The sequence below is a fragment of the Streptomyces sp. NBC_01317 genome (assembly GCF_035961655.1).
Classification (GTDB): domain Bacteria; phylum Actinomycetota; class Actinomycetes; order Streptomycetales; family Streptomycetaceae; genus Streptomyces.
In genome coordinates this window covers 2050342-2068893 of record NZ_CP108393.1, presented here as the reverse complement: position 1 = coordinate 2068893, position 18552 = coordinate 2050342, and the positions used below count along the sequence as shown (strand labels likewise).

The 18552-nt window shown below is 67.7% G+C and carries 10 protein-coding genes; 3 read left to right on the top strand and 7 right to left on the bottom strand.

All coding sequences use genetic code 11. The features are described 5' to 3' along the window. Positions 1 to 107: 107 nt before the first annotated feature. Positions 108 to 3185: an AAA domain-containing protein gene (locus OG349_RS08690; protein ID WP_327234075.1), complete on the top strand. Its 3078-nt coding sequence runs from the start codon at positions 108 to 110 to the stop codon at positions 3183 to 3185. 6 nt (positions 3186 to 3191) lie between these two features. On the opposite strand, the gene OG349_RS08685 is transcribed toward OG349_RS08690, so the two are convergent. The 5 genes from OG349_RS08685 to OG349_RS08665 are packed head-to-tail and all read right to left on the bottom strand — an operon-like array spanning position 3192 to position 9329. After that, positions 3192 to 4127, bottom strand: a complete 936-nt coding sequence (locus OG349_RS08685) for a hypothetical protein (protein WP_327234074.1) — start codon at positions 4125 to 4127, stop codon at positions 3192 to 3194. A gap of 46 nt (positions 4128 to 4173) precedes the next feature. Next, on the bottom strand, positions 4174 to 5319 hold the full coding sequence (locus OG349_RS08680) for an AAA family ATPase (RefSeq protein WP_327234073.1): 1146 nt from the start codon (positions 5317 to 5319) through the stop codon (positions 4174 to 4176). Beyond that, complete coding sequence (locus tag OG349_RS08675; RefSeq protein WP_327234072.1) at positions 5316 to 6629, bottom strand: DUF262 domain-containing protein; 1314 nt, start codon at positions 6627 to 6629, stop codon at positions 5316 to 5318. The genes OG349_RS08680 and OG349_RS08675 overlap by 4 nt, the downstream gene beginning before the upstream one ends. Before the next feature lie 58 nt (positions 6630 to 6687). Continuing rightward, complete coding sequence (locus OG349_RS08670) at positions 6688 to 8811, bottom strand: hypothetical protein (protein ID WP_327234071.1); 2124 nt, start codon at positions 8809 to 8811, stop codon at positions 6688 to 6690. A 17-nt stretch (positions 8812 to 8828) separates the two neighbouring features. Continuing rightward, on the bottom strand, positions 8829 to 9329 hold the full coding sequence (locus OG349_RS08665; protein WP_327234070.1) for an ATP-binding protein: 501 nt from the start codon (positions 9327 to 9329) through the stop codon (positions 8829 to 8831). A 138-nt stretch (positions 9330 to 9467) separates the two neighbouring features. On the opposite strand from OG349_RS08665, the gene OG349_RS08660 reads away from it, so the two are divergent. After that, the gene (locus OG349_RS08660) at positions 9468 to 10307 is read left to right on the top strand and encodes a helix-turn-helix domain-containing protein (protein WP_327234069.1); all 840 of its coding nucleotides are present in this window, start codon (positions 9468 to 9470) and stop codon (positions 10305 to 10307) included. Further along, positions 10304 to 10507 carry a DUF397 domain-containing protein gene (locus OG349_RS08655; protein WP_327234068.1) on the top strand — a complete coding sequence of 68 codons (204 nt, stop codon included), beginning with the start codon at positions 10304 to 10306 and terminating at the stop codon, positions 10505 to 10507. Before OG349_RS08660 ends, OG349_RS08655 begins: the two co-directional genes overlap by 4 nt. A gap of 56 nt (positions 10508 to 10563) precedes the next feature. Here OG349_RS08655 and OG349_RS08650 read toward each other — a convergent pair whose 3' ends face one another. Together OG349_RS08650 and OG349_RS08645 are read right to left on the bottom strand one after the other, a co-directional pair. Beyond that, positions 10564 to 15642: a class I SAM-dependent DNA methyltransferase gene (locus tag OG349_RS08650; protein WP_327234067.1), complete on the bottom strand. Its 5079-nt coding sequence runs from the start codon at positions 15640 to 15642 to the stop codon at positions 10564 to 10566. Positions 15643 to 15652: 10 nt separating this feature from the next. Beyond that, a complete protein-coding gene (locus OG349_RS08645; protein ID WP_442806221.1) occupies positions 15653 to 18547 on the bottom strand; it encodes a DEAD/DEAH box helicase in 2895 nt (964 codons plus the stop codon). Positions 18548 to 18552: the final 5 nt, after the last annotated feature.

The following is an 18552-nucleotide window of genomic DNA, read 5'->3' as shown; positions in this document are numbered from 1 at the left end:
CAGTGACAGGTGGGTGCCTGGCCATGGCCGTCGAATGGTCCGTTCGAAGGCGGTCGACTCACGTACAGTCACCGAAGCTTTGGGACGATGGTGGGGGAGCGGTGAACATGACCGGCACGGGGCGTCCATATCCCGTCGAGGAGCTTCTGACGGCGGCGCGCGCCGAGATCCTCGCCGAACAGCGGAGCGACGCCGACGGCGCTGTGAAGGTCGCCCTGTCCAAGGGACGGCTCCTCTCGCAGTCCGGGGGGACGCGCGAGTATCTCTTCGAGTGCCGTGCCTGGCAGGACAGCCTGCACGGTCTTCCCGTCCTCGCCCGGCCGTCACGTTCCCGGAAGCCATGGGATCCGGCCGAGGCCACGCGTGCTCCTGACGGAACCGTACGGCTCGTGACGAAGGCCGATCTCGGGACGGCGCCCGCCAACATCCAGATCCGCAAGGACGACTCCGTGAACTGGGCCGTGCTGGCCGAGCGCCTGGAGACGGCCGGCGGCCAGGACAGCCCCATCGACACGGACCATGCGGGCTGGCTGGTCGGGCGGGGCACCCCGCGCACCAGCCGTGCCGAGAACCCGGGACAGTGGGTGGCCAACTGGGCGGGGCTCCAGCTGAACCCGCGTCAGCGTGACGCCGTCGCGCAGGCCCTCGCCAGTGAGGTGCTGTTCCTGTGGGGGCCGCCCGGCACCGGGAAGACGGATGTCGTCGGCCACATCGTGGAGGGCAGTTTCCGTCAAGGACTCAGGGTCCTCTTCCTGGCTCCCACGAACGTCGCGGTGGACCAGGCCCTTGAGCGGATGTGCTCCCTGCTGGAGCACGAGGAGGGCTTCGCAGAGGGGATCGTCCAGCGGTCCGGGGGCATTGTCCTGCCGTCGCTGCGCAGCCGTTTCGGAGACCAGGTCGACCCGGCCCGGATCGCCGCCCTGCTGGTGGAGAGCATCGACCGGCAGATCAGCACGGCGGCCGACCAGCTCAAGGGCGCACGGGCGGCGCTGGTCCTGCACGACCGGGTCCGGGAGCTGGAGTCGGACCAGGCCACCGGTACACAGGAGATGGCCGGGGCCGGCCGCGACCACGCCGCAGCGGCGAAGACGGTGGCTGCCGCGGACACCCTGGCCGCACAGCTGCGGCTGAAGATGGAGAAGGCCGGGCAGCCGAGCGGACTCTTCGTGGAGCGCAGAGCGGCGAAACTCCGTGACCTCCAGGCCGCCCTGGCGAATGAGGAGGACGAGGCGAGGCGGGCCAGGGAGGACGTCTCGCGCGCGGCCCGTCGCCACACGGCAGGCGAGAAGCAGGCCGCCGAGGCCGGCCGAGCCCTCCCTGCTGCCCGCGCCGCCGTCCTCGGGATCCCGCCCAGGCAGAACGTCGTCGAGTCCGTTGCCTCTCTCCAGGAGCGACTCGACGAACTCGGGCAGAAACGCAAGCGCATCCAGGACGAAGTCCGCTCCCGTTGCCGGGTGCTCGGAGCGACCGTGGCCAAGGCCGTCCAGTCGAGGAAGCTGCTCGACGAGGTCGATGTCGTGGTGATCGACGAGGCCGGCATGGTCAACCTTCCCTCGGCCTGGTTCGCAGCCGGACTCGCCCGCAAGAGGCTGATCGTGGCCGGCGACTTCCGGCAGCTGCCCGCCGTAACCAAGGGCGACGGCGACCGGACGGCGAGCGAGGAGGAGCGTGCCCATTCCCGTGAGTGGGCGGCGCGGGACGCCTTCCATGCCGCAGGCCTGGTCGACCCTTCCGGCCGGGTACGCCAGGACCCTCGACTGGTGGCGCTCGACACCCAGTACAGGATGCGGGAGCCGATCTGCGCGGTCGTCAACGAGGTCGCGTATCCGGACGCCCCGCTCAGGACCGGGTGCGGAAACACCAGCCGTCTGCCGTTCGCCCCCCTCATCGACTCTCCGGTGATCCTGATCGACACGTCCGGCCGGCGGATCTCCGGCGGCGGACGCAAGCCGCATATGACGAACGCCGTTCACGCCGCGGTGATCCACGAGCTGGTCCGAGGGCTCCAGTACGAGGGAATCCTGCCCGGCCGCAAGTGGCAGGAGGTCCCCGAAGGCGAACGGGCGACCGACCGGCTCGCCGTCATCTCCCCGTACCGGGAGCAGGTCAAGGCCCTCAAGAGCAGCCTGGCCCACCGTTTCGGGGAGGACTACGACGGCCTGGTCGACACCGTCCACCGGTTCCAGGGCAGCCAGCGCCCCGTCGTACTCCTCGACACGGTGGCGGGCGCCGGCAAGGATGCCGGCTTCTTCTACAGCGGTACGGGGCTGTCCTCGCAGACCTGCCGCCTCCTCAACGTCGCTCTCAGCCGGGCCCAGGACCACCTGGTCGTCGTGGCGGACGTTGCTTTCCTTCGCAAGCACGTGGCCCCGCACAGCGAGGCACTGGCGATGGTCGACCATCTGGAGGCGCACGCGCAGACCATCTCAGCCGACCAGCTGATCCCGGTCCGCGACGCGGACCAGTTGGCCACCATGTCGGCGGAGGAACTGGCACGGCCTGCCTTCTTCGAACACAGCGAGGTCCAGGAAGCGGTGGCATGGGACGTGGAGCGAGCGCAGCGTGGCATCGAGCTGTATTCGGCGTTCATGGACGCGCCGCCGGTCCGCCGGTGGGCCAGGATGCTCGAACCGAAAACGGCTGCCGGGGTCCAGGTCACGGTCTTCACCCGCCCGCCGGAGGAGCAGCAGGAACCCTCCCGCGCGGCGCGGCACCGGGAACTGGTCGGGCAGCTGGAGGCTGTCGGCTGCCGGGTCGAGTTCCGCGACCGCATGCACGAGAAGGTCCTCATCCTGGACGGTTCGGTCCTGTGGCACGGCTCGAAGAACCTGCTCGCGAACATCGGGCCGACGGACCTGATGATGCGCTACACCGACCCGGCCTCCTGCGACCGCGTACGGCGGCTGATGGAGCGCACCCGCATGGAACGTCCGGCGCGAGCACAGTGGCGCCCCGAAGGAGAGACCGCTCCGGCGTCCGAGGTGCCTGCCCAGCGAGCCGAGGCGTCGGCAGGCAAGGTGTACCCGGGACTGGAACGGGACGGCCGTCTGTACCTCAACGTCCCGTACGAGCAGAGGAACGATGCCAAGCGTCTGCTCCGGGCCCGGTGGGACAAGGAGGCCGGGCACTGGTGGGTCGACGCGGAGACGGTCAACCGGGAAGAGGCGGCGCGCTGGCTGCCGTAGTCGTCGCTACCGGGCGCTGCGCGGTACCCCGGCCGTCAGGCGTTTGCGACCGACGTACCCCACACGGATCCTGCCCTCATCCGAGATCAGTCGGAAGTGGATACGCCCCTGGTACGGCTGGTACCGGACATGGGGACTGAACGTCCTCTTCACACCGTCGAGATCGGTGAAGTCGACCAGCCCCATATTGATGCGGGTGTCGCTCTCGGGAACGACCTTGACCGCCCACGAGGGCTCCGACTCCCCGGGCTTCCAGCTCTCCGCAGCGGTATTGAGATGCACGAGCTCGCCCCGTACGTTCGCCACGGCCACGCCCGGTAGCTCCTTCAGATTCTGCTCCACCCCCGGCACGAACTGGAGGTAAGGGAACAAAGTGTCGCGCTCCTCCCACAACTGCACACCGCTGGTGGTGGCGGAGGCGGCGGTGGTGCGTATCCAGTCCTCGTGCTCACGGACGTGTACGTCCTCGGAGGCGTGGTGGACGCTCGCGCTGTCCGTGGTAAAGCCGTCGTCATTGAGGATCTCGTAGTCGACCTTGAGCCAGGGGGCCGCCCAGCGGGGGCCTGTGGGCAGGCTGACAGCCAGCATCTTCATCAGGTGGGCGGCGGCCAGGCCGAGAACCGGGTCGCCTTCGTGTCGATACTCGCTCTCCTGGTCCTCCGGTGGCTTGGGAAGCACGCCCGAGAGGGGCGCCTTTCTCTGCAATGTCCTCCGCATGAACTGCCAGGCGTCGTGGTTGGCGGGCTCGTTGCGCCACTGCTGGAGGTAGTAGCCCGGAGAGATCTCCACGTCCTCCAGCCGCACCTCGCTCACCAGAGTCGTCCCGCGATGGATCTGCCACACCGCCTGGCAGACCTTGATGAAGTCGCGCATGGCCTGCCGGGCTTCGGCCTGCGTCGCGTCCGAGACGCAGGACCTCTCGTTGAAGAACATGAGCACCACTGAGCGCTCTCCCCCCCTGGTGAGCTCCGATATCCGGTACGGGCGTTCAGCCCAGCAGTTGGTCCAGTGTGTGGTCCGACTCGTCGAAGAAGCCCTCCGGCCATTCGGAGAGCGATCCGTCCTCGGCGACCGTCGGGGTGATGATTTCCACTCCGGCCCCGTTGCCCCGGAAGAAGTGCACGGCGGTGTCCCCGGCCGCGAGCCGCCCCTGCTTGACCGCGAGCCGGGTCCCGTCGAGTACGTGGTCGCTGTGCGTCTCGACGACGAGCTGAGCACCGGCGGACGCCGCGGCGGCGATGAGGGAGGCCATACGGGACTGGCCGCGCGGGTGTAGATGGGCCTCGGGGTTCTCCAGCAGGATGAGGCTGCCGGGCCCGGCGGTGAGACAAGCCACGACGATGGGGAGGGCGTACGTGAGACCGAAGCCGACGTTCGTCGGGCGCCGGAGCCGGGTGGAGTCGAGGCCGGCGGTGCCGCCGAACCCGAAGCTGAGACGTACCGAGTCGATCCCGGGGATCTCCGAGGCTTCGAGTCTGACCCCGGGGCACAGCTCCTGCATCCACGCGACGACCTGGTCGAGCAGAGTGTGCCCGCCGGCCTGCGGATGCCGCAGAGGGCCGTCCGGCACGACGTCCTGTGCGTGGTGCCGCAGGAAGTTGACGGCGTGCTCGCCGCGTGCTCCGAGGAAGCCGCGGCCGATTGCCTGGTGGTGGGACCGGGGATAGGTGGTGGCGGGCGTGATCCGGTCGGCCTTGAGGTACTGGAAGCGCCGGGAGAAGAGGGGTGCGTCCTCCCAGCCTTCCGGTTGGACGGGGAGGACGATCGGCAGTACATCCTGCTCGGCCGCGTAGCGGGCGGACCAGGCGTACGTCTCCTTGGTGGCGGTTTCGAACGCGACGGCGATCAACGGGTCCCCGCCCGGCTCCGCGGTGTCGAAGTCCTCGTGCAGGAGGTCCTGGCCGGTCCCCAGCTCCACGAGGTCACCGTCGAGGAGGAAGCCCCCGCGGCTGTTGGCATCCCCGTCGGTGGACATGAGGACGCCCGAGTCGTACGACTGGCGTAGCAGCGCGAGGGACTGCAGGACCGTGCTCTTGCCGGAGGAGTTGAGGCCGGTGAGGAGAGTGACCGGGGCCAACCTGATACGGGCGGACCGGAAGGCCTTGAAGTTGGCCAGTGACAGGTGCTCGATCACTGCGTGTTGCCCCCGTTGCTCTCCAGGACGGTGCGGAAGAGTTCGCGGACCTTCGCGAAGCGGTCGACCACTTTGACCCGGTCGCCGGTGCCCACGGACACGGCTCGCTCGAAGTCCCGGTCGGTCATGAGCTGCTGGAAACCCTCGACGACCTGTTCGCGGAAGGTTACCAGCGCGGATCGTTCACGGTCCGAGAGAGCGGCCAGATTCACGGAAACCGTCTCGAAGATGGCCTTGTTGACGGGGGAGCGCCGAGTTTGACCAGGGAACTGTTTACGGAAGGCATGACCTTCGAAGATCTTCTCGGCCGTGACCATGGCCTGTCGGAAGCCGTGGGCGTGAGCCTCCCGCTCGTCATCGGTGAGCCGGTTGACCTGGCGCATGGTGAGAGCGAGGAACTGGTCGAAGTCCTGACTTCTGAACAGGTTGGGGTCGGTGAGCCGGAAGGCGAGATAGCGCAGCACCATCTCGCGGTCCGCCATCCGCTCGCTGTAGACGCCATAGCTGGTGGCCGAGGCGAACTCCTGCGATTCGGCGAGCGAGGACAGGAGCGTGCGGGCCGGTCCCGGAACGAGTGCGTGCCGGATCTCCTGGCGGGTCAGCGGGAGGCCGCCGGTGTTGATACGCGCGAAGATGTTGAATTTGACCTCTTCCGGAGTTCCCGGACGGATGAGGTGAACGACGACCTGGCTCTCGTTGAGACGGATCTGCATGCGCCCCGACAGATCGTCGTACCCCTTGCCCTCAAAGTCCTTCTTGAGGTACTCCAGGCCGCGCAGCTTGAGCGGCCCGGACTTCACCCCCGCCTCCGCCAGTGCTCCGGGTGCGATGAACCGCGCGATGGCGGTGAGGCGCTGGATGCCGTCGACGATGGCCCAGGAACTGTCCTGGGCCCAGGAACTGTCGGTCAGTTCGGAGGCGTAGAAGGAGGGGATGGGGATACGCAGGAGCAGGGACTCGATCAGCCGGCTCTGCTGCTCGTCCGACCAGATGCCCGCCTTGCGCTGAAAGTCCGGGGCGAGGTCGATCATCCCGTTGACCAGCCGGGAGATCAGCAGGTTGATCGTCGGGTTGAGGGTCTGGATCTCGATCTTGGACGGGTCGTACGGCGCCGTGATGGGCTCATCCGCGATGTCCGGCTCCTCGTCGGGCCGCTCCAGCTCGACACCGGTGCTCTGCCCGCCCGCCCCGATCTCCACCAGGAAGCCCCCGCTGTCCTCGGCGGCCGCATCGTCCAGGTAGCGGCCGTACAGGGACAGCTGGTCCTTCGGCTGGGGTGCGCGGTTGCTGCCGCTGTCCTCCGGTGACATGTCTTCGCGTCCGTTCCCTCGTAGGAGTGGCTTCCTGTCGACCCGCATTGATTCTGCCTCACACCTGTGCGGTCAGATCGATTGCCTTCCACCGGGCGTGGAGGGAGCCGGCCAGTCCCACGGCCAGGCACACGCCGAGGGTGCCGAGGAGTGTCCCCTCGGGGCGCAGCTCCCAGGGCGAGCCCATGGCGGCGGGCGCCGAAGACGAATACAGGGCCATGCATCCCAGGACGGCGATCAGCCCGTACCAACGCGCTCGTACGGGGTACCCGGCCGCCGAGGCACCGGCGACGAGCACCAGCCCGGCGCCCATGGGGAAGAGGAACGGATAGCCCTGCCAGACGTAGGTGTCCCCGTACTCGCGGGCAGCCAGGAAGAAGCGGGCTGTGCCGTATGTGGCAATCAGCCCCCCGGTCGCCGCGGCAGCCGTCGGGAGGAGGCGGGGACCGGGCGGCACGATCCGTACGCGCCACCGCGTGCGCCGCGAGGGTGCGTCTCCTGACAGGGACGCGGTGAAGCGGCGGGCTGCCCTGCCCGCCGACCGGTGGGCCAGCAGGCTGAAGATAACGCTGAGCACCAGCAGCAGGACCGCGAGCGGCAGCCAGGCACGCAGGTAGGCGAGGAGCACGGACGGCCTACCGAAGAGCCCGGGGGCCGCGAGCAGGGCGGTGACCGTGCTGAGCAGCAGGCCGTGCAGGGTGCGCCGACGTGTTCCCTGCCGACGCCGGACCTCGTCGAGCCGGGTGACAGCGCAGTCCCAGTCGGCCGCCGCCAGCTCCAGACCGAGATCGCCGAGGAGGTCGGCTGCCAGGCGGCGGGGGAGGACGCCCGTGCGGTGGAAGTACAACGTGTGGTCGCCGAGGGGCTGGCCCACCGGGGCGATCCATGGTTGCTCGACATCATCGGGGAGGGTGGGGCCCAGCATCCGGCCGACCATGTCGTGGGGGCTGCTGTATTCGCGCCACTTGATGTCCCGGCTGTGGTGGTCGAGGTCGAGGGAATACGGAGGCCGGGCTTGCAAGGCCGCGTTGATCAGCCGCATCAACAGGATGGCCGTGGCGATGGACACGACGAGAGCGGCCCCATGAGCGAGGTCGAGACGCTGGCTGGGCAGGGCTGTGAAAGCCCGGCGTAGCTCTATGGCAAGGACGTCGCGCTGGAGCTCTGCGAGGTGTGGATCGCCGAGGGCGGCTGTCGGCGTCACCGTCACTTGTAGGGCCAGATACAGCAGTCGTAGGAAGGTCTGCCCCAGCCATCCGAAGAGCTGCCACGTCCAAGGCCCGAGCCCCCACAGGCACGCCGGGACGAGGCATGCGAGGCCCCATAGGCTGGGCCCGATGCCGCTGTCGGCCAAGGTCTTGAGGAGGCTGATCGGTTTGAGGCCGGATCCGACGCCGATGAACCTCCGGACCTTCGGGTGGCGCCGGTCGGCGGTGGGGGACAGGACGCGGTGCATGAGATAGCCGCCCTGCGAGTGGGCGACGACGACCACCTCGTCGCAATGTCGTTCCATCCAGGCCACTTTGCGGTGAAGGTGCGCGAGGAGCTGTCGCGTCCGCTCCTCGTCGACGGCGGCGACCCGGACGTGCCACAGGAGGTTGCGGCGGGAACGGGCGAACCAGGCCAGCAGACCCAGCAGAAGCACCGACACCAGCAGGCTGTGTGCCGCGAGCGAGATCCCGTAAACGAGCGTGGTCGCGATCACCGCCAAGGTGAGAAGTCGCCACATCAGCCTCAACTGCGCGAGCCCGGCTTCCCTGCGGGCTAGGGGGCCGCGATCGGTGGAGGTGAGAACCCGCAGGTCGCGTCGGTCCGGACCGACCACCCAGAAGAGAAGGGGGAGGCTTGCGACGAGGAACGTCAGCGTTCGTCGGATGGAGGGCCGGCCCAGTGCGGTGAACGTGTCGGCCCAGAGCGCTTCGGCGAAGAGCGCGCGACGGCTCGCGCCACCCCCGCCGAGGGAGATGACGACTTCGGCGTGCCGGGTCACGGCGTCCTCGGGCGAGGCCGTCAGGGGCTGTTCTTTCCAAGAAAGCACCTGCTCGCCGTGCACGTCGCGGAGGGCGTCGAAGGTGGTCCTGCCCCACTCCAGGGTCGTGCCCGGTTTCTGGTTGCCGACGCCATGCACGAAGAGGTATCCGACGCGCCAGCGGGTGGTGTGGCGCCGCTTGCTCTTGGCCAAGGAAAAGAGCCTCTCGGTCAGTTGGTGATTCGGGGAACATTCTGTACCCGACCACTGACAACGAGTTGCGCCCAGACGGTCTTGCCAGGGGCTGCGACGCGGGATGTGGTGCCCCAAAGGGTCGCGAGGGCCGCCACGAGGAGCAGGCCACGGCCTGCCTCGGCGTCCGGCGCAGGGGAGGCGAGGGCGGGAATCCGCTCGGTACGGGTGTCGGTGACCTCGATACGGATGGCTGTGGAGCCGGCGTCGGCGTCTGCGTCGATGCTCAGGCGGAGGCGGAAGTCCCGGCCGGGGACGTGGCCGTGGCGTACGGCGTTCGCGGCGAGCTCGGCGGCGATGAGGGTGACGGTGTCGTTGGTAGTCGTGTTGTACGGGTGGCCCCACTCGTGAAGCCGGTGCGAGACGAGACGCCGAGCGAGCCGTGCGCCGCGTGGGGTGGACGTGAAGCGCATGTCGAACTCCTGGCCGGGGGCGTGGAGTTCGTGTGCGGGCTGAGTGGGGTGAGTTGTGGATTTCATGCCGCCAACGGTGGCGTTGCGTGAGTACCGTTGACCAGGAGTGACGCGCGGACGGGTGCGGGCTGTATGCGTCGGTGCGGAGGGTGTCGGCGGTGCGGGGCGGGACGGCCGGGGCGTTGGGCGTGGGAGGCGCGGATCATGGACGATCGAGAAGTGGAAGCTGGGTACGAGGCCGAGCAGGGGGCGACGGGCATCCTTCAGGTGTTCGGGCGGCAGCTGAAGCGGTTTCGGGAGTGGGCGGGGCTGGACCGGGCGGAGTTCGGGGCGAGGACCGGGTATTCGGCGGCGACCATCGCGGCGTACGAGCAGGGGCGGCGGATCCCGCCGCCGAAGTTCATCGATCAGGCGGATGAGCTGCTCGGGGCGCGCGGCATCTTGAAGGAGATGAAGGAGGAGGTTGCGCGGGCTCAGTACCCGGCGTTCTTCCGGGGCGCGGCGAAGTTGGAGAAGGAGGCCGTGGAGCTGCATGTGTATGCGACGAAGGCCATTCCGGGGCTGTTGCAGACCGAGGAGTACGCACGGTCGGTGTGTGCCATGTGGCGGCCGTTGCTGTCCGAGGAGACCGCCGAGGAGCGGGTGACGGCCCGCCTGGCCAGACAGACGATCTTTGCGCGATCGCCGCTGCCCACCATCAGCTTCGTCATCGAGGAGTCGCTCTTGCGCCGCCCGTTCGGAGGACGGGCCGCTATGCGCGGTCAGCTGGAACAGCTCCTCCTCTGCGGGCAGCGGCGCAATGTCGAAATCCAGGTGATGCCGATCGAGGTGGAGGAGCACGCTGGTCTTGAAGGCCCCTTCACCTTGATCGAAACGCGAGAGGGGCGGAGGATCGCCTACGTGGAGGGGTACAAGGACAGCCGTCTGTACACAGAGCGGAAGCCGGTCCGAGAGCTTGAGGAGCAGTACGGCATCCTCAGGGCTCAGGCGCTCACTCCGCGCGAGACGCTGGCCCTCATCGAGAAGCTGCTGGGAGATGCATGAACACCGAAGAGTCTGCCGGAACCGTGCCTGAGTCGGCCTGGTTCAAGAGCAGTTACAGCACCGGATCGGGCGGCGAGTGCGTGGAGGTGGCGAACGCCGCCCGTTCAACGCACGTCCGTGACTCGAAGAACAAGGCCGGGGCCATGCTGAGCTTCGACGCGGAGCAGTGGGCGACGTTCGTCGCCTTCGCGTCGCACTGACCTGTACGACAACGCGGGCCGCGCCAACCGTGGTTGGCGCGGGCCCGTTCGTCTGCCTAGGCGTCGGCCTCCCCAGGCGGTTCCCACCGGCCGGCAGCGATCTCCGCGTCGAGCCGAGCGGAGAAGTGCGCGTGCGCGGCCCGCATCTCGGTCTCACGGTGGGCCTTGTAGAAGGGGGCGGTGTACCCCTCGGGCGGCGGAGTGGCGGACGGGTTGTTCAGGTGATCGAGGAGAGCCGAGTAGGTCTCCTTGGTTTGGCCGAACCCGTAGGTGTGGTGGCTAGCTGCGATCTTGCGGCCATTGGCGTCGAAATACATCTCCGACTCACGTTGGGCCAGGATGTAAAAGCGCGACCTGTAGATCGTTGTCAGTTGGTCGGCGCTGATTCCGAGCCAGACTGAGACGAGGGCATCCAATTCGACTAGTGCTGCACGCCGTTCGTACTCGCTGCGAAGCGGAGTGTCGTGTGCCCAAAATGGCACTAGGTGCTGCGCGAGAGGCGAGAGATTAGGCCAAGAGTGTGCCCAGTCCTCGTAGTGTGGCCACGTGGCGTGAAATAGCTCCTCCCAGAGGGGGGCGTACGCATTGGTCAGGCAGTTGAGGCGCAGTGTACGAAGAAGGAGTGCGGGGGCCAGGGGGTGATCCGGAGCAGGTGCAGGCATCTTGACCGCGTCCGAAACCACTAGATGGGAACGGCTCGTGATGCGGAGTAGGTAGTCGAGGGGGAGGGAAGCCCAGAATCCGGCATTCAAGGTAGTGGTGAGATTATCTGCGAGTGCCATTGAGCGCACTGTGTCGAGGTGTGCTGGGCCTGGCGGAATGAGAGCTGCGAACAGGCTCCGCTCGGTGTCGAGGGGGATCATGCTTCGCCAGGCGAGGCGGAAATATTTCGTGTACGGGGCGCCATTCCATTGATCCTGGGCGCTGAGATAACGATCTGGGTTACATGCGCGCACATAGTTAGTGCGAGGAACTACTTCCTCGGGGAGTTGTGTGAGGTCCCAGGATTCGTAGTCGTTCCGATTCTTCAGGGGGATGTTCGGCTGCTTCTCGAACGGGGTGGCGACACCGAAGTGGGGCCCTTGGAGAATGGCCTCTGACAGTGTGAAGGGCGCACCTGTGGCATGACGGTATAGTCCGAGTTTTTTCGTGGCCAGATTCTCGAACATTCCGACGGTGATACGAGGGTTCTGCGCCCCCAGGCGATTCCTGAAAGAAGAGAGTGCAGTGATGGCGCCTTGCTCGTTACCGGTTACCGGATAGAGCATGGTGGCCTGACGGGTTGACTCATCCGTCTCACCAGAAAGTTTCTGCCATTGGGCTAGGAGGGCATCATTGACAATTACGAGGCGGGCCCGGTGTGGGCGGACATCCCAAGAGCCGTCGTGTTTGATTCCGGGGGGGCCTCCAGTTCCGTCGTGGCATAGCGATGCAGGTAGGGTCTCCGGCGCAAAAAGCCAACTCATGTGTTTAAAGCTTACGGCGCCCGGGTGGCCGTAAATGTTGATCGAGAATTGCCGTGTTTCCTTAATGTCGGCGAAAATGCGACGCTGATTCCAATAGTGTGCATGGAGGCGCAAATGAGTGTAAGTTGCCGCCCGGAGTAGACCTTCCTGGGCTCCGCTGAAGTGAGTGTCGGGGTGAATCAGCCCAGTCATTCCGGGCGGGCTTGAATTCTTCCATGTCTGACACATGAATGCGCGGTATAGATTGGCACGGGTTGCGGCGATTAGAGGGTATGTGGATTCGCTTCCGAGCATAGCTACTGTGCCGGAATTGTCCGACAGTTCATTCAGGAAGAATGATTTACCTGCAACTTTCTTGGTTATTTCCTCCTTCCGTTCGCGCCACTCGGCCATGTCGGGATTGTTTGTGAGGGAGAACCATGGATCAAGCTCGGCCAGTACTGTGCGCTCATCCCAGTCGGGGCGAACCCAAGGCGGATTACCCATTTGGAGGTCGTAGCCGCCCCGCTCAAAGACCGTCGCGTACTCCAGCTCCCAGTGGAAGAACCCCTGCTGGGTGGCGATGTCCTTCGACCGAGCTGCCCAAGGGAACCGGGACTCCAGCCAATAAGACCGATCCATCCCCATCAAGTCCGGGAGCGCATCCTCATACGGCGTCAGCTCAGTAAGCGACTCGAACTCCGCGATCAACGACTCCGCCGGCACGTTCTGCGTCCCCAGCAGTGACTCCGCGAAGTCCAGCCAGTTGTCCAGGTTCGTCAGCGGGATCACCTCGCGGCGCCGCTCAGTGATGGACTCCTTGCGGCGGCCCATCCGGCGCTTGGCCACGGACTCCTGGGTCAAGGACAGCTGCTTGGCCTCCGTACCAAAACCGGGGAGGGCCTCCTCCTCCCAGGACATCAGGACACCGGCGCTCTCGTCCCCGTCCTCTTCCTCCGCCCCCGAGACGGCCACCTCATACGCCGCCGACTGCTCCGCCAGCTCCGCCGCCTGCCGGTAGTGGGGATTCGTACCATTCAGCAGCGACGCCTCCTGAACCGGCCAGAACCACAGCGCACACCACGCGTCCATCAGCGTCTTCAGCCGCCAGTATGGGGTGTCCACCGCCTCAAGGTCCGCCAGAACCTCTTCTCGCTGCACTGCCTCCACCGGCTGCCGCAACCACTCCGGCTCCGCACCCCAGACGTCGATCTTGCGGCTGATGTCCCGCTCGGAGATCTCCAAACGACGCACCACCAGCTGCCACAGGTACTCCGCCCGACGTGCGAGCCCCTGGAGCCGGGCCGTCTGCTTCGCGCTCGGTGACTTCGTGATCGCCTTGCGCCAAGCGCCCAGGGCCTTCGCCTCCTCCGGGGCCAAGGCCTTCGCCTCCTTCTCGGCGGCGACCGCGCCCCACTCCTTCGCCGGGAGCAGGAAGTGGTGGACCGAGCCGGTCGGCAGGCCCGCCGAAGCCTCCGTGAGGGGGAAGCGTTCCGGTGTGGCGCCCAGCCAGCCGCCCTTCTTCAGGCGTTCCGGACCGTAGATCTCCCGCCGGCCGCCGATCAGCGAGTTGCCCCGCCGCAGGTGGAGGCCGAACCACGGCGCCTCCATACCGGGGTGCATCGTGTTCAGCCACAACGAGACCTCGGCCAGCTCGACCGCCGTCGAGTTGAGGTCCACGCCGTACGAGTTGTGCAGCGCGATGTACGCCTTGGCCTTCTGGAGCTCCACCGGGTACTGCTCGGTGTCGATCGCCCGGCCGGTCTCGTCCTGGCGGCGGCGCAGGTACTCGGCCGCGACCTGGTTGATGGCCTCGTTGAGGAACGCGCCCGAGCCGAGGGCGGGCTCGCAGATCTTCCAGTCCAGGAGTTCCCGGGCCTCCGTGACCGTGTCGTCCTGGTCCAGGCGGTGCTGCAAGGCCAGTTGGACCGTGACCTTCGTCAGGGATTCCGGCGTGTAGTACGAGGCTGAGGTCTGGCGGTCGCGACCGGAGAGGCGGTAGACGAACGAGCCCGGTCGGTACCGGACCCGGACATCGGCGCCCGTCTCCTCGTCCCTGCGGCGTACGAAGACGGAATCCGCGTACTCGTCGGCCTTCGACGACGGGATCAGCCAGGAGCCGTCCTTCGGGTCGCCGTTCTTCGCGACCTCGTACAGTTCCTCGCCGGCGATGAAGCCCGCGTACGACATCAGGCCCTCGTACACCGCGCCGAGCTGGTTGATGCCGAGCTGCGCGTACGAGATGAAGCCGCCGCGCTCTCCCTTCCTGCCCCGGGTGAGCATCAGTTTCCGCAGGACCGTGTACAGGGTCGCGTTGCGGAGCCGGGTGTCCAGGTAGCGCGGGCCCTCGTCCGAGTCGTCGTCGTGGCGGGGGTCCTTGACCGACTCCGCGCCGATCAGACGGATCGAGTCCGGTTCGAAGAGCTTCGATTGGAGGGGTTCGAAGCGGAGGCCGACATCCTCGGAGTCCTTGGCACCTACCCCGTGCGTGCGGCGCGGCCGGTAGCCCTCCTGGACCTTACTGAAGAGCAGGTCCAGGGACTCGTACAGGTAGACACCGTCGCGGGCCTTCTCGCCCACCAGGTCCCGCTCCGCGACGAGTTCGCCGAGGCGGCCGAGGCCGTACCCCTGGTGGTACTCGGGGTAGTCCGACGGCAAGATGCCCAGCTCCGGGCGGGCCTCCGCGTACAGGAGGAACAGGATGCGGTACAGGTAGCGGAGCGACTCGCGGGTGAGCTGCCGGGAGAGTTCCGGGAGTTCCTTCACGTCCTCCAGGCGGACGCCGTCGTGGCTGGTGATCCGTGCAAGGACCTCGTTCGCGATGAGTTCGACCGACTCGCGCAGGCCGTCACGGAGTTCGGACGAGACGCCCACGGCATGCTTCGTGGACTTGTCGACGAGCCCGGCGAGCGGGTTCTCGCCGCCCGCCTCCGGAGTGCGCAGCGAGTCCGCGCCGAACAGGGCCGCCAGGGTGTCGAGTTCCTGGCCGTCCTTGGTGTTGTTGCGGTCCAGGGCCGTGTCCAGGGAGGCCGCGAGGTAGCGGCCCTCGCCCCACGCCGCCCGGTCCGCGAGGACGATCACGCCGCCCGCCAGCAGCAGCACGTACCGTGGCGCGTCCTCGCTCGCAAAGAGGAACGAGGCGAGCTTCGAGCCCGTACGCAGGACGGTGGAGGCGTCCAGCTGTACGGGGGTGAGGAGGCGGCCGGAGCCGTCCGGGTCCAGGGCCGCGTCCGGCTCGGCCGCCCAGCCGCAGTCGACTGCCACCAGGCCCGGTTCGGCGTGCGCGACGGGGATCTCGTACGTGTGGTCCGCCCGGGAGACCGTCAGGGTCCGGGGCTTGGCGTCATAACCGAGGGCGCGGAGAACGGAGGCGTTGAGAGCGGTCGCGCTCTCGCGCCACTCGGGTGCGTCGTACATTGTCGCGTCGTCGTGTGTGACCGCCGCCTCCGCGAAGAAGGCGCGGGTACGGAAGTACGGGCGGCGCAGGGCGCGCAGACCCAGACGAGGGGTGACCGGGAAGGCGTCCGGGGCCGGTTCCTGCTCGGAGCCGTCCGAGTCCGAGGACTTGGCCTCCTCCTCGCGGGTCTTCCAGGCTGCGAGGAGCCCGGACTTGAGGTCCTTCGGGAAGACCTCAGCCAGGTAGTGCGCGGAGAAGTAGTCACCGCGGTTGACCAGGGAGTCGTACGTCATGGGGATTCTCCTAGGCGTGCGCGGCGGAGCCGTGGGCGGAATCGAGGACGGCCAGGACGCGCAGCATGGGCCGGCCCGTCGTCAGCAGGGAGTCGGCGAGGCGGGACAGGTCGTCCTTGGTCTCCTCGCCCGCGAGGGTGGGCTGTTCCCACTGGCCAAGGCGTTGCCGGTACTCCTCGATCGGGGCGAGGAGCGCCTTGTCCCACTCCGCGCTGTGGCGCGAGAGGAAGGCCTCCGCTGCCTCCAGGGCGGCCGGGATACCGGCCCGCAGGCCGTCCACGTCGTGGGGCCGCAAGGGGTTGGCCATGGTCGGGCCGATACCTGCCTCGCGCAGTGTTCCCACCATGTCGTCCGTGACGTCCTCGCCCGTGACGGCCATCCACTTGACGACCGTCGGGCGGCCGAGGGAGTTGGAGTAGATGCCCTGCACGAGGTACACGGGGGCATCGACGTCGGCCGTGATAACCGGGGCCTCCTGGCGGCCCAGTTTCACCAGGACCTTGTCGGTCAGCCACTCCACCACCGGGTGGAGGTCGGTGAGCAGGGAGATCTCCGGCCAGCTGGAGGTGCCCGACTCACGGGCCCGTACGAGGGCCCGGTCGGCCAGCTTGCGGTTGAGGGTGACAAGCAGCCGCTCGCTCAGGCGCTGCTCGCGGCGGTAGTCGGGCGGCAGCGCCTTCAGCCGGTGTACCAGGTCGACAGGGGGTTTGAACGAGATCAGGCCGTTCTCGGGGTCCCGGTCCATCCCGAGGGACTGCTGGGCGTCCGGGAAGACCTCCCGTACCGCCTCGTCGACGAACTCGCGGGTGGTCGTGAAGAGACGGGGCACGTGGGCCTTCGGCGGGGCAGCCGAGGAACCGTCCGACACCGGGGCCGCGACGGCGGGCTCGGCGGACACGTCGTCGACCTGGGCGAAGAAGTCGGCCAGGAAATCGTCCGCGCCGCCCGCCTCGTCTGCGGTGTGCTGGAGCGACTCGTCGACCGTCCGGCCCCTGAGCAGGTCCTGGATCAGCGACTTCTCCTCGGCCTCCGCGCGGTACAGCCCGGAGACCGCCTCCGCCGTGCCGAGCGAGCGGTGCGCCTCGTGCTCCCGTTCGAGGAGGCGCTCGGCGACCGTGCGGTCGTCCTTCGCGCCGTCCACCTCGCTGGTCAGGATCAGGGCGCGGAACTGAGGCTTGTGGATCTGCCCGTAACGGTCGATACGGCCGTTGCGCTGCTCGATGCGGATCAGCGACCACGGAACGTCGTAGTGGATGAGCTGATGGCACTGCCGGTGGAGGTTGACACCCTCCGACGCCACATCGCCGGTGAAGAGGATGCGTACGGGTGCGTCGGCGAGGCCGAAGTCCTCGATGCACTGCATCTGCTGCTCGTCGGAGAGGCCGCCGTGCATCACGCGGGCCGCTTCCTCCAGAGCCTTGCCCTTGAAGCCGAGCGCGGCCGGTACGGCGGACCGCAGCCACTCCAGGGTCTGGACGCGCTCGGAGAAGACCACGACACGTGTCTCGCTGCGCGATCCGACGCCGATCGCCTTCAACTGCCCGACGAGAGCGGTGAACTTGCCGGAATCCTCAGTGGTCAGATCGGCCGTCAGCTCTCGCAGACGCTGGAGGGCGGTCAGTTCGGCGCCCGTCGCGTCGGGGGCGTCCTTCTTCTCAAGCGTCTTGATCCGGGTCTCGACCGTGGAGCTCAGCGCGGCGTGCGAGGAGAGGAAGGACTTGAGCAGGGTGTACGGGAAGAGCGGGACGTCGGTCACCGAGCGCCCCTCGGCGGGCAGCCATACCTGGGCCAGCTCGTCGAAGATCTTCTCCTCGGCCGGGGTCGCCGGGCAGTGCACCGACTCGGAAGGGCCTCGGTCGGCCCACTGGCCGGACATCTTCTCCCGTACCTCGGCGCTGACCTTGGTGCGGCGGATGAACAGGTGCTTGATGTCCTCGGCAGAGTAACGCTCCGGGTCACGGATCGCTGCCGGGTCAAGCAGCGCGATCAGTTCGGCGAACGAACGGGCGTTGCCGTTGTGCGGGGTGGCGCTGGCGAGGATGAGGGCGTCCGTCTGCGGCGCGAGGAGCTGCGCCAGCTGGTTGCGCAGCGAACCGCGGTTGATCAAGTTGTGCGACTCGTCGATGACGACGGCGTCCCACCGGATGTGCTCCAGGTGGTGCTTGTACTGATCGGTGTTCTTGAGGGTGTCGATCGATACGATCACGCGCTTGAAGAACGTGAAGGGGTTGCGGCCGGCCGGGATCTCCCGCTGGATCCGCTCGATGCCCGCGGAGTCGAGGCGGATCAGCGGGATGGCGAACCGGGTCCACAACTCGTGCTGGAACTGCTCCAGAACGTGCTGCGGGGTCACGACGAGGATCCGCTCGCCGCGGCCGCGGCGGATCAGCTCCGCGAGGGTGAGTCCGATCTCCAGGGTCTTGCCGAGGCCGACGACGTCCGCGATCAGCAGGCGGGGGCGCAGGTTCCGGCCCGAGAGCGCGAGCTGCGCGGGCCGCTGCTGATAGGGGAGCGGGTCGAGGAGGAAGCTGTCGGCGAGGGCCAGGCCGCGCTCGGACTGGGGCAGCGGGGTCTTGCGCAGGATCGCTTCGAGGAAGAGCCGGCTGCGGCGGAAGTTCGGTGAGTCGTCGCTGATCAGGGTGGTCTTGGCGGGGTCCAACAGCTCGATGCCGGGCGCGCCGTCGCGGGTGCGCTCCAGGCCCGTGAAGAAGACGGCCTCCTGGTCGCGGACGAACTCGGAGATCCCGACAGCCTCGATGCGGTCGCCGTCGTGATCGGTGCGGGTGGCGTTCTTGACCAGCCATTCCTCGTCGCGTACGACGATCTGGGCGCCGGGCGGGAGGCTCGGACCGGTGCCCGGGACGGGCTGCCCGCTGGACTGCCGACTGGACTGCTGGGCGGTCACCCGCG